Origin of the sequence: Massilia sp. CCM 8734 (assembly GCF_011682155.1) — a bacterium.
GTDB classification, from domain to species: Bacteria; Pseudomonadota; Gammaproteobacteria; order Burkholderiales; family Burkholderiaceae_D; genus Telluria_A; species Telluria_A rubra.
This window is the reverse complement of the sequence record NZ_WHJI01000027.1, coordinates 93,450-105,853: the sequence shown is the minus strand read 5'-3', so window position 1 is coordinate 105,853 and position 12,404 is coordinate 93,450. Positions and strand designations below refer to the sequence as shown.

At 68.0% G+C, this 12,404-nt stretch carries 7 protein-coding genes; all 7 read right to left on the bottom strand.

Annotated features, from left to right (window positions below; all coding sequences use genetic code 11):
* Positions 1-135 precede the first annotated feature (135 nt).
* Positions 136-2,907, bottom strand: coding sequence for a DUF4214 domain-containing protein (locus F2P46_RS22870; RefSeq protein WP_166894473.1), 2,772 nt, complete (start codon positions 2,905-2,907; stop codon positions 136-138).
* A gap of 101 nt (positions 2,908-3,008) precedes the next feature.
* On the bottom strand, positions 3,009-3,299 hold the full coding sequence (locus F2P46_RS22865) for a hypothetical protein (protein ID WP_166894471.1): 291 nt from the start codon (positions 3,297-3,299) through the stop codon (positions 3,009-3,011).
* Entirely contained in the window at positions 3,296-4,993 is a 1,698-nt protein-coding gene (locus tag F2P46_RS22860; protein ID WP_166894469.1) for a hypothetical protein, read from the bottom strand. Before F2P46_RS22860 ends, F2P46_RS22865 begins: the two co-directional genes overlap by 4 nt.
* On the bottom strand, positions 4,990-6,123 hold the full coding sequence (locus tag F2P46_RS22855) for a VWA domain-containing protein (RefSeq protein ID WP_166894467.1): 1,134 nt from the start codon (positions 6,121-6,123) through the stop codon (positions 4,990-4,992). The genes F2P46_RS22860 and F2P46_RS22855 overlap by 4 nt, the downstream gene beginning before the upstream one ends.
* Positions 6,120-8,426 (bottom strand): DUF5682 family protein, encoded by a 2,307-nt coding sequence (locus F2P46_RS22850; protein WP_166894465.1) that lies wholly within the window; start codon positions 8,424-8,426, stop codon positions 6,120-6,122. Before F2P46_RS22850 ends, F2P46_RS22855 begins: the two co-directional genes overlap by 4 nt.
* Positions 8,419-9,516, bottom strand: coding sequence for an AAA family ATPase (locus F2P46_RS22845; RefSeq protein ID WP_166894463.1), 1,098 nt, complete (start codon positions 9,514-9,516; stop codon positions 8,419-8,421). The genes F2P46_RS22850 and F2P46_RS22845 overlap by 8 nt, the downstream gene beginning before the upstream one ends.
* A gap of 40 nt (positions 9,517-9,556) precedes the next feature.
* Positions 9,557-12,397: a DUF4132 domain-containing protein gene (locus F2P46_RS22840; RefSeq protein WP_166894461.1), complete on the bottom strand. Its 2,841-nt coding sequence runs from the start codon at positions 12,395-12,397 to the stop codon at positions 9,557-9,559.
* Positions 12,398-12,404: the final 7 nt, after the last annotated feature.

The following is a 12,404-nucleotide window of genomic DNA, read 5'->3' as shown; positions in this document are numbered from 1 at the left end:
CGCAACGTCATGTCCCTGACTCCATTACAACGCTACGCGCGCTCATCGCCAGTGCAATCGCAACTCAACTACAGCGTTGCCCTTGCTGCTTTCAGATTAAACTTACTTTGTGACACAGTAAGACTAGAGTTACGTTTAGAAAATTCCAGGCACCTCGGCATACGGCGCCACGCCCACCAGCTGTGCCGCCACCGCGCTCGACGCCCCCTCGGCCTGGCTGTAACCGGCGCTTGCGGCGTTGACGAAGTTCGCCATGCCCAATCCGCGCACCACCTGCGCCGTGTCGAAATCGATCCTGCCTTCCAGGGTCGCCACGGCATTGCCCGCGCCGGCCGCGTCGGCAATCGCGTAAATTTCCACTGCATTCCCGGTCGCATTGAGCACCGCATACACATGCGTCTGCGCGGCGGCGTTATTGGCACTGAAGAGCGCGCCGACCTTGGCTGCGCTGTCGTTGGCGCCGCTCAGATTGGCGATGGTGATCGACTTGTCCAGCGCCAGCGAACTACTCAGGAAAAGACCGCCCAGGGCACTGACATCGAGGTGATCGATGCCCGTACCGCTCACGTCGAAGTTGAAAATCTTGTCGGTGCCGAATTGCCGGCCGAAGATCAGCGTGTCGTTGCTCGATTGCGCAACCAGCGCCGCTTCCGCGACGCTGAGCACGATCGTGTCGTTGCCAGCCCCTCCGGTGACCAGGTTGTCGCTGGCCGGCTGCAAGGCGCCCGCAGCGGCTGCGGCGTCGATCAGGTACACCTGATCATCGCCTGCGCCGCCGTCAATGACGGTATCGCCCGCGCCCGGCTTGCGGATCGTATCATTGCCATCGCCGCCACTGAGATGGATGTTGTTATTGCGGTCCTGGTTGATGACCCAGCCCTCGTCGCCCACCGGCGCCGCCAGCACGCGCAGCTGCAATACGTCGTCGCCATCGCCGCCGCTGATCGTGAAACGGAAATCTTCCTGCCCGGCGAGGCGAACGCCGCGACTGCTCGCCGCGCCATGCCAGAGATCGAGCGACAAGCTGTCATTGTTGCTGCCGCCGACATAGTGAAAGTCGATCGTGCCGGTGGTCGAGCCGGTTTGGGTGCCCGGTTTTGCCAGGTATTTGGTCGCGGAGGCGGCGCTGATCACGGCCGTCAGGTCGACTTTTCCGCTCATTGCGCTGGCGTCGACCTGACGCACATCATGGAAACCGTACGCCTCGGCCAATGACGCGCCACCCGCAACGCCGCGCACGGCAAGGTCGCCTTTGATCGCGCCATTGGCCAGGGTCACCGTTTGCAACAGCTTGTCGGTCGAATCGATCGACTGGAGCAAACTGGTGCGTTCAACGCTGATGTTGAAGGCTTCGAAGCCCGTGCTCACGCGCGTTGACAGATAGGGCGTGCCGCCCACCAGCAGGTCGCCGCCGGTGCCGCCCCGCCCGACATTATCGAGCACGATGGCGGCGGTAATGAGCGGCACGGCGCCGGACGACGGTCCCGATACCCGCGTGCCTTCTTCGCCCGCGCCCGGTTGCAGCCAGCTGGCGCCGGCAATGCCAAGGTTGCCTGGCCCGGTGTTGGTGATCACAATCTCGCGTCCGCTCTGCAACTGCCCGGTGCGGGTGTCGAAGGCCTGGAACGCATCTCCCAGGCTGACCACCAGCTTTTCCAGCGCCGGCGTCGCGGCCATCTCGGCGCCGATGGCGCTCACCAAGGCCTCATAGGTCTGCGCCTGGTCGATGGCGCTCGAACGTACTTGCACCGGCACCTTGTTCAACAGGAAGCGAAAGCCATCGTACGGGCTGTCTTTCAGTGGCGGGCTGCCCGCTTCGTTGGCGCGCGTGTCCATCAGTTGCAGGCGCAGCGTGGACGAACCGGTCGCCGGCAGGCTCGCGCGCAGGGCATCGTGGTGGAAATACACGGAAAAATCGGCATCCCCGGCGGCGCTGCCGACCATGGCGATGGTCACGTTTTCCGGTAGCAGGTCGCTGCGGATGCCGACATTCCTGATGGTCAGGTCACCACGGCTGTGATCGTTTTCCCAGCGTGCCACCCCGCTCATGCGAACGGCGTCGAGCGCGACCAGGCCGGACCCGTCGGTGGGGCCGGCGGCATGCACGCGGATCTGCTCGACGCTGCTGGTGATCGGCGCCGGCGCCTGGTTGTCCGCTGTCGGGCGCAGCACGGCGCGCAAGGTGTCGATGTGATCGCCCCCGGTCAGGCTGTCGCTCGACTGCAATGTATTGCTGTTGCCATCAAGGTCGGCCAGGAACAGCATGCCAGCGGCGGTATCGGTCCCCACTGTCAGCTTGGTCGCGGTGACCAGTTGCGCCAGGGTGCTGTCGATACGTGCCTGGAACGCCCCTGCATCGCTGTCCGCAGTCACGCCAGAGAGCAGGTCGCGGCCGAACTGGGCCGCCATGTCGCCCTGATAGGCATAGGTTTCAGTGGGGGTGTCCATGGACGCCGTGAACATGTTGGCGAACGTGACTTTGCGGTTGATCAGCGCGGCGTCGGCGTTGTTGGCGGTCAGGGCGCCGGTCAGGATCGAGTGCGCGGCGGCAGCCTGGGTCAGCGAACCGGAATCGATCGCCTTGGTCCAGAACGCGAGCCCGCCCGCGTCCGGGGTGCGGCCGAACAGGTTGTTGTAGATCTGGCTGACGAAGCGGACCGTGTTGAAGCCCGGCGCGGCGGTGCCGTACAGCACACTCGACTCCGCACTGGTGCTGAAACTGTCGATCAGGGTGCGCACGCGGGCGTTCGACGCGTAGGCGGCGTCCAGCCCGGCGGTGTCGGTCGGCGCATTGGCATCGGCCAGCGCCCCGGTCAACGCCAGGAACCCGTTGGGATCGGCCGGACGGCCAAAATAGGAAACGTACAGTTCTTGCACTACCTTGTTATAGAAGATTGCCCCAGCCATGGTCGCTCCTTGAAAAAAGTCATCGGAAGCAGGAGCAGTGTGGATGAGTGCTCTTGCAATTCTCTCCATATTGCCACAATACTACAACATTGGCCGATATTTTATGGCTGGCCAGCCAGATCCGCAGCCAAGGCGCTCGCCTGGAGGACGCGGCGCGCCGTCGTCAGCCAGGCGGCCAGGTCCAGCAGGGCGGCGGCGCGCTCGCTCATCGGCGCGTCTTCGCGCGCCAGGGCCTGGAACAGGCGGCCGGTCTGGTGCCAGCCGAGCAGCTCGCCGCGCCGCTGCCAGCCGCGTCCCCGGTCGAGCAACTCGCGCCCGGCCATGCTCAAGCCGATTTTCTGCACTTGCGCCAGCCAGGCGCAGCCTTCGTCCAGCCAGTCCGGAAATGTCATCCTGGTTTCTCCTTGTCGGCGCGCAGCCACGGCACGCTCAGGTCGCGCCATGGCGCGCTGCCGCTCCAGCGCACGCTGATCGGGCGCATCAGCAGCTCGCCCTGGTCGATGCGCAGCATGCCGAACACGGCGCTGATCCGCATTCCCAACCGCTGCGCCTTGCTCAGTTCCCCGCGGACCAGCGCGTTGACGCCGTCGACCTCGCCCTGCAGGCGCACCCGGTTACCGGCCGCGTCGCGCACCTGCATCGACCACGCGCCGCCATTGCGCTCGTCATTGAGCGGCCCTTGCTCCGTGATGGCGATGCCGCAAGCGGCCGGCGCGGCAAGCCGCCACGGATCGGCGTGCAGGTCGGCGGCCATGCGCGCGATCAGGGGCGCCAGGTTGTCGAGGACGGGCAGGCGCAATTGGCCGTGGGTCGCCTGCATGCGCGTGCCATCCCGGCCCGACAACCTGCCATTGGCGCTGACCCAGCCCGTCACCAGGGTGCAGGGCGCCCCCAGCATCGATGCCAGGGCCAGCCCGCCCAGGTCGGCCTGCGCCAGCGCCTGGTCGGGGTCCCATTCGGGCGCGAGCGCTTTCTGGCGCACTTCCGACCAGGCCAGCCAGGCTTGTCGCGCGGGCACCCAAAAGTGCACCGAAAAGCCGTGATGGCCACCGGCCGTCTCCCAGCGCTCGACGCCGGCGCAATGCAGTTCCAGGTCGCTCACCGCGTTATAGCCGCGCCGGTGCACACCGGTCAGCTCGCGCAGGGGACGCGGCGGCGGCGACGCCTGCAAGCCGCGCAGCAGCATCCAGAGGGACGCCAGCGCATCCTGCGCGCCGCCGCTGTCTTGCCGCAGCAAGGCCAGCAACTGCTGCAAGGCGGCGCACACGCGCGGCATCTGCGCTTGCCTGAGTTCCACCGCCAGCGCCTCGCCCTGGTCGAGAAAAGCCTGGCCGCTGCCCGACCATCCCTGGATGACCAGCGACGTCAACCAGTCGTGCAGGTGCGCCAGCTTGTCGCCGGCGTCGGCGTCGAGCGCAACGGGCGGCAGCGGTGGAATAGGCTGGCCGGCCTCGCGCCTGGCTTGCAGCACCACCAGCGCACGGTGCGCGCAGGCCGGCTTGCGGCAACTGCACAGGGCGGCAGCCAGCCCGCCGACGGCCGGCAGGCGCACCGTCACCGCCTCGGCCAGCGCCAGCGTGCCGCTGACCGACCCGGCCTGGTGTTCGAGGTCGGCTTCGATGTCGTTGGCCAGCCACTGCAATGCCTTGCGCAGCGCCGCCGCGCCGAGGGCGGCGCCCAGCTTGTCGCTGTCGAGCAGGCGCCAGTCGGGCGCAGCCGCGCTTGCAGCCGCGCTTGCAGCCGCGCTTGCAGCCGCGCTTGCAGCCGCGCTTTCAGCCGCGCTTTCAGCCGCGCTTTCAGCCGTTCCGGCGGCCGGCACATGCCGCCCCAGGCCAAGCAAAAATGCGCACAGATGGTGGCAGGTCACCTGCGCCGGGCAGTCGCAGCGCGCATGCTCGAATCCCACCCGTCCGATGTGCTGGGTAAAGCCTTCGATGCGCGCCGTGGCCTCGCCGGCGCCACAGGCCCAGTGCGCATCGGCGCTGTCGGCCAGCACTTTCAGGCCGCGCCGCACCAGGCCCTTGTTGGCCCAGGCGGCCACGCTATCCTCATCCAGGCTGCGGATCCAGTCGAACAGGGTGCTCATCGGCCTTGCATCCGCGTGGCCAGCCAGTCGATCAGCGCGTCCGGCGTCATGGCGGCCACTTCGGCCCCGCAGGCTTGCATCTGGCGCGCCGTTTCGCGGTCGTAGTCGGGTTCGGCCTGGCGGTCGAGCGCCGCCAGCACCAGGGTGGTCACGCCACTGCGCGTGAGCGCCGCCACTTCGCGCAGCAAGGGCGCGCGCGTGCCGCCTTCGTACAGGTCGCTGATCACCACCACCACGCTGCGCCGTGGCGTGTCGATCTGCCCGCGCGCACACGCCAGCGCCGCGCCGATGTTGGTGCCGCCGCCGATCTGCACCGACATCAGCAGTTTTTCGGGCGCGTGCAACTGGCCGCTGGCGTCGGTGACATCGTCGGCAAAGAGCAGCATGCGCGTGCGCACCGCCCGCAGGCGCGCGAAAATACTGGCCATGACGGCGCTGTGGATCACCGATTCCGACATCGAGCCGCTCTGGTCGACCAGGATCCACAGATGCCATGGCAGGCGCTGTTCGTGACGGCGCTTGAAAAACAGGCGTTCGACGATCAGCTCACCGGTGTCGGCCTGGTAGTGACGCAGGTTGTGGCGCATGGTGTGCGGCCAGTCGAGGTCCGCCAGGCGCGCCTTGCCGCCACGCGCATGGCGCTGGCGGCGCGGCGCGAAGGCGCTCAGCGCGCGCGGCGCCAGCCGTGCTTCCAGATCGGCCACCACCTTGGCCACAATCTCCTGCGCCTTGGCCAGCACCGCCGGCGGCAGCATGTGGCGCAGTCCGAGCAGGATGCGCACCAGGTCCATGCTGGGGGTCACCGTGTCGAGCACGGCGGGGTCGGTCAAGAGGCCGTGCAACTGGTAGCGTTCGAGCGCGTCGCGTTGCAGCACCTCGGCGGCGGTTTGCGGGAACAAGGTGCGCACCTTGCCCAGCCACTGCACCGCCGCCGGATCGGCCCGGCCGATGCCGCCGCTGCGATCGCGTTGCTGTGCATCCTGCTCGCGGTCGTACAGGTAGCCGAGCGCCTGGTCGCGTTGGCGGTCGTCGGCGTCGAGCGGCGCCCCTCGCAGGCCGTCGCCGGCGGCCGCGCCCAGCACCAGGCGCCAGCGGCGCAGCGTGTCGGCATCGAGTGCGGGCCGGGTCATGGACCGACTCCCCAGCGCTGCATGATGGCGGCCACCTGTTCCCGGCACACGTGGCTGTGGCGCAGCGTGTCCATGTCGGGAACACGCTCGCCGGCCAGGTCCGGGGCCTGTGACGGGCCGGCCAGCACGCGCGCCAGTTCATCGGTTTCGCGCCGCGACAGCTGCGAAAACGCCAGCCGCATCGATGGCAGCGCAGTCAGGAAGTCATCCTCGCTCCAGGCCGCGAGCACGGCGCTCAGCTGGTCCAGGTGCTGCGGGCTGGCCAGCATCCAGCTGCGCGCGATGCGCAGGAATCCCTGCATGTAGTCGGCGATCGCCTGCGGCGCCGTGTGGGCCAGCGCAAAGGTGGCGGCCAGCGCGGCGCTGGTCTGGCTGGCGGACCAGGTGCCCGACACCGTCAGGATGGCGGCCGCGCCGCCGCGCACGCGGGCCGCCACCTCGCTTGCGTGCAGGCTGGCGCAGGCGTCGTAGAACAGCGCCGGATCGGTCCATTGCGCCTGGCGCCGGATCATGCCGTGCAGGTCGTCGAGCGCGGCCAGCATGGCTTGCGAGCGCGCCGCATCGGTCATGCCGAGCCACGGCAGGCGGATGCAGGCCTGGCTGAACGCGCGTTCCAGCAGCGGCAGCAGGCGCGCCATGCCGACCCCGCCGAGCGCCAGGCGCGCTTCGAAGGCCAGGGCCAGCCTGGCCGTGCCCTGGGCCAGCGCCAGTGCGTCGTAACTGTTGCCCAGCCAGCGTTCGACCCCGTCGAGGACTTGGTCGGCCACCTTGTCGAGCCCCATCGCCAGCACGTGCAGCACCAGGTCGGCCGGCGAACCGGAAGGCTGCGCCAGTTGTTCGAGCAGCTTGTTGACGGCGGCGTCGGCCAGGCTGGCGCCATAGCGGCTGTTCTCGGTCAGGCTGGTGGCCGTTTCGGTGATCCAGCGCAGGCTCCAGATTTCGCGCACCCGGCCAAGGTCGGTGGCGTTCACGAAATCGGGGCCGGCCAGGCGCTCGCCGTACGGCACGCCCAGAAAGCGCAGCTGGTGCAAGCATTGCGAGGCGGCCCGGTGGCGCTCGTTGCGGTAAATGTCCAGGTCCTTCTTCTTGCTTTCGCCGAAACGGCTGGGCATGCGGTGGCGCAGGCAAGCCGCGATGGCGTCGGCCAGCAGGGGCGCGACCGGCATGCCCGGCGGCAGAACCCCGTCCGGCCCCTGCGCCAGCAGGCTGGCCAGGGTGGCGGCGAAGCTCGCCGCGTCGCTGTCATCCTTGAGCATGGTGCTGCGCAGCGATTCGCGCAGTTCGGCCAGGCCCGGATAGCAGCCGCGCAACGCCGCCAGCCGGTGCGCCATGGACACGGCTTCCATCGCATCGGGCAGGCTGACCGGAATGCCGTTCTCGCGCAGGGCCTGGGCCAGTTCGATTGCCAGCGCCGCAAACGGTTGCTGGTAAGGCGTCAGGTCTCCCGCTTGCCAGGCGTGCCATACCCGTTGGTAGTACCCAGGCGCGGGCATGCCGGCGCCGTAGCGCTGCGAGCGTTCGAAGCGCTCCATCGGGTAGCCGATCAGATGCACGCCGACCTCGTGCGCCGTAGCGGTGACGGGCGGCGCGGGCGCGTCGAGCAGGGCGCTGATGCCGGCCACGTGGTAGGCGCCGCACACGACCAGGCAGCGCTCGCCAAGCGCCAGCGCTTCGCTGATCCTGGCGGCCATGTGCGCTTCGCGCGCTGCGTTGTCCGCGTCCATGGCGGCGCCTTCGCGCAGCAATTCGCCGAAAACGAGCAGGGACGCAAAATAGGCGCGCGCGTCGGGCGCATCCAGGCCCGATTCGAAATGGCGCTCCCACCAGGCGTCGAAATCCTGGCAGCCGCTCGGCGCGAGCAGGGCCGCGATCACGTCGGCGCGCGGTTCGTCGGCCAGGGTTGGCTCGGGTGCGCGCGCAAAATAGGCGCTGTTGTCGGCGTGCGCCACGCGGGTGGCGAAGGGCAGGTCGATGAAACTGGCGCCGATGCGCAGGCGCGCCGCTTCGCGCAGGGCCACCCATTCGGGCGAAAACGGCGTCAGCGGCACGTAGGCGCGGCAGCGCAACGCGTCGTCACCGGCCACCGTGTGCAGATACGCCGCCAGCGGCGCCTTCGCCTGCTTGTGCTGCAGCAGCGGCATGAGGCGATTGAGTTCGTCCGGCCCTTCGATCAGGATGCGCTGCGGCGCAAAGGCGGCCACCAGTTCGCGCAAGTGATGGGCGCAGCGCGGGCTGTGATGGCGCACCGGGGCGAACATCAGCCAGGATGTTGGCGAGAGCCGCGCTTGCGCATCGCTATTCACGCGCGCCCGCCACGAAGTCCATCCAGTCCGGGCGCAGGCTGCGTTTTCTGGCGACGATGCGCAGGTATTCGCTGAAACGGCGCCGGTCTTCCTGGTCGTCCTGGATCACGGTACCGAGCAGGTAGCGCGCCACATGCGCCGGGCGCAGGACGGTTTCGCCGAAATACCAGCATTGCGAGGCGGCGTCGCACACCACGCTGATCGCCTGCGCGGTGGAGAGCACGGTGCCGGGCCGTTCGATGGCGATGCCGTCGACCGCGCCGGCGCGCAGTTCGTGGAAGGCGCTCGCCAGCAGTGTCAAGACATCCGGCGGCACAGCCACGCCGATGTTCGCCGCCAGCAGTTCGCGCCGCACTTCGTCGCCGATCAGCGTCACCTGGGTGGCGATGCTCTCGAGCGGCTGCATGGTTTCGAAGTTGAAGCGGCGCTTGAGCGCGGCCGACATCTCGTTCACGCCTCGGTCGCGCAGGTTGGCCGTCGCGATCACATTAAAACCCGGCTGGGCCAGCAGGTAGGGCTGTTCTTCCTTCAGTTCGGGAATCTGCAGCAGCCGTTCGGACAGCACCGGCACCAGGCAATCCTGCACTTCGGTGGCGCAGCGGGTGATTTCCTCGAAGCGCAGCAGCAGGCCTAGTTGCATCGCCCGGTGCAGGGGGCCGGGCACCAGCGCGGCGTTGCCGGGGCCGTCGCGCAGCAGCAGCGCGTAGTTCCAGCCGTAGCGGATCTGTTCTTCGACCACGCCCGCGCCGCCCTGCACCGACATGGTGGTGTTGCCCGAAATGGCGGCCGCCAGCAGTTCCGACAGCAGCGACTTGGCGGTGCCGGGCTCGCCCGCCAGCATCAGGCCGCGCTGGCCGGCCAGGGTGACGATGGCGCGTTCGACCAGCGCATCGTTGCCGTGGATTTTGCGGGTAATGGTCACGCCGCCGCCTTGCTCCACGCCGCTGCCGAGGATGAAGGTGCGCGCCGCGCGCGGCGACAGGCGCCAGCCGGCCGGACGCGGGCCGCTGTCGGCCTGCGCCAGCGCGGCCAGTTCGGCGGCAAAGCGCATTTCGGCCGGCAGGCGCTGGGCGGCGATGGTGTTGTTCATGCGTGCGCTTCCTGGTTGGTTCGGAAAAGGTGACAGCGTATCAGGCCATGCGCTTTGCATCCAGCAACAAAAGATGCGACCAGACGGTGGCCAGCAGGGAGCTGGGCCAGTTGGCGGTCGGCACCAAGGCGTCGTCGGCGTCGCGCAGTTCGGCCGACGCGATTCCTACCGGCATGCCATAGTGAGGGGAGTCCGGACACGGGCTACTGAGTACGCGCACTTCCAAGCGGGCCGTGCGCAGGGGCCATGCATGCCAGTCGATCCATCCGGCGTGCGATCCGGAACGTTGTTCCGCGCGGTAGCCCACCTTGCCCAGGATGCTGGCCAAATCCAGTTGGGTCATGGCCAGGCCCGCCGGCGCGCGCAAACAGTCGCACTTCAGCAGCGCCGCCGGAGGCAATGCGGCCGGGGCACCGGTCTGGTCGATCAGGGGCGTGAGCTGGTAGTCGGCCAGATGGGTGCGCCATGCTTCGGCTTCGCCGGCTCCTGCGCCAGCCGGATGCCAGAGGGTGATGCGGGCTTGCGGCGCCAGGTGGAATGGCTCGTCATCGGCCCGGATCAGCGAAAAATCCTCGGCAATGCGGAAACTGGCGGCGCCATCAGCCTGCCAGACAAGGCTGCGACCGATTATCCGCAGCAAGGGATGAGCAAGAAAAAGTCGGGTCCAGCGCTGCGCGTCCCACGACTTGCCCGTGATGAAGGCGGACATCAGGCGCGGCGCTTGCAGCCGGGCGCTGGTTTTGAGCGCCGCGGCGAGGGTGGCGAAGCGGCTGGCGGCGGCCTGCCACGCCTCCCGCGTGCTGTCGTCCTTGTTTGCCGGCAGCGATTTCAGGAGCTTGCCTTTGGCGTCGACCAGGCGCAGGCTCAGGTCGTTTTGGAGCGCGATGCCGTAGTTGTGCGCGCCGGCCGTGAGCGTGAGGCCCCCGCCCAGGCCAAAATCGGGTGTCAGCTCGTCGACCAGCTCGTCCATGGCGCAGTTGCGCCGCTGCGCCGCCGCCTCCAGCGCCTGGACGGCGGCGTAGACCAGCGGGCCTTTCAGCTTGGGCGATGCGGCCGCTTCCATCACGCGCAACAGGGCGTAGGGCGTATCGAGCGCGCTCAGCTGGGCAAGGGCCACGATCGCGCGCGGATAGTTGCTCTTTTTTCCCCAGCCAAACACGGCTGTACCGAGCGGCTCGACGATCCGCTCGTCGGCTGCGCCGGGCAGCAGGCGCAGCATCCAGCGCAGCTTGGGCTCGCCTTCGCCAGCGATCCAGGTCTGCACCGCGTGCAGGGCCAGGCGCGCGCGATGCTCCGGGGAGAGCTGGGCCAGCAAGTCCGTGGCCAGCGGCGCCAGCATCTGGTCGGCGCTGGCCGTCAGGTGCAGCGCGGCGCGCGCCGCGTGCTCGCTGAGCGGCTGGAACAGGGTCAGGATATCCGGATAGTCGAGCGGGGCAATCGCGACCGCGAAGCGCTTGATGGCGGCGGCGGCGAATTCAAGCCTTTCCAGTTCGCTGGCAAAGGGAGCGGCCGGCACCGGCGCACGGGCGGCGGCGGCCGTTGCGACGCTCGCCTCCGCGCCCAGCAGGGTGTCGAGCAAGGGCCTGGCGCCGGCCTTGTCGGGGTGCACTTGCAGGATCTCCTTGTATACCTGGCGCAGGTTCTTGTTGCGCACCGCCAGCCAGCCGGCGCCGGCGATCTCCTCGATCTTGAGCTTTCTCGCCGCCTTGACCACGGCTGCGGCCAGCGCTTTGGAACTGCTTTTGCTCAATATCGTGCCCAGCACCGGCAAGAGCACGCGCATGTTCTCGCCGTTGAGCTCAGCGATGACCTTGTGCATGCTGGCGGCCGGCGCCATCAGCAACAGGTCCGGCTGGTTCAGCAGCATCGGCCGCAGGACGGCGCGATAGTCTTCCAGGCAAGAGCGGTCGTGCACGATCATCGGAAGCAAGCCAGGCAGCAAGGCGGGAAACTGGTTTTTCCAGATCATGGCAGCGATTTGTCCGCTGAGCCAATACGGGCTTTCGTGCAGCAAACGGGCAAACAAGGGCCCGTCGATGGCCATCAACCGCGCCAGCGCGTTGACCAGGGGGCCGCGCTTGCTGTCCTTGCCATCGCTTGCGCCTGCCAGCATGGCGTCGGCCATGGCCTTGCGCTGTTCCGCGCTCGCATGCTGCCAACGCCACACGCTCAGCACGGGGTCGCGCATGGTGTGCTGGCGCGCGTCGAAGTAGTCCGGGTGACGCTTGAAGAAATCGTGCCAGGGCAACCAGCGCACACTCCGGGACAGCATGTCATGGCGCTGCTCGTAGACCTGGAACGCCGCGTCGAAGTACACATTGTTGCGCTCGGCGAGGGCGATCAGGTCCGCCGTATCGCTCAAGTGCTTCATCAGGCCTTGGGTATTCTGATCGTTGTTCCCGCGCGCTTCGAGCAGTTGCGTGTTCCACGCGATCAGGTCCAGGGTGGCCTCGCGCGCGATCCCTTGGTACGGCAGGCGCTTCATAATATGCTCCAGCACGAAACCCATCGCCTCGCGCCGGCCCGGCCCGGCCGGCCTGTCGGCGATGAGTTTCTCGCCCAGTGCGCGCAAGGCGTGCGAAAAGGCGGCGTCGCGTTGCTCCAGTTTGGGTAATGGATCGCGAAACATGATCATGCGCGGCCCGGTCAGGCGGAAAAACGCCAGCCAGGCTCTGGCGTCACGGCGCCAGATGGCATCTTCGGGGTCGACCCATGCCAGTTGCTTCAAGATCAATAGATCGCACTGAGCAATGAATTCATTGACCTCCTGCTCGCGGCCATGTTCGAAGCGCCGACTGATCTCCCGGGCCAGCTGGTCTGCGCTGGCGGTGATCAGGGGGATGTCGTGTAACGGTATCGCGGCAAGGGAAATCTCGGTCATGTGGTTC

Coding starts and splice junctions, on each gene's coding strand:
- F2P46_RS22855 (WP_166894467.1), bottom strand. CDS start 6,123: ATGACCCGGCCCGCACTCGATGCCGACACGCTGCGCCGCTGGCGCCTG.
- F2P46_RS22860 (WP_166894469.1), bottom strand. CDS start 4,993: ATGAGCACCCTGTTCGACTGGATCCGCAGCCTGGATGAGGATAGCGTG.
- F2P46_RS22865 (WP_166894471.1), bottom strand. CDS start 3,299: ATGACATTTCCGGACTGGCTGGACGAAGGCTGCGCCTGGCTGGCGCAA.
- F2P46_RS22840 (WP_166894461.1), bottom strand. CDS start 12,397: ATGACCGAGATTTCCCTTGCCGCGATACCGTTACACGACATCCCCCTG.
- F2P46_RS22870 (WP_166894473.1), bottom strand. CDS start 2,907: ATGGCTGGGGCAATCTTCTATAACAAGGTAGTGCAAGAACTGTACGTT.
- F2P46_RS22845 (WP_166894463.1), bottom strand. CDS start 9,516: ATGAACAACACCATCGCCGCCCAGCGCCTGCCGGCCGAAATGCGCTTT.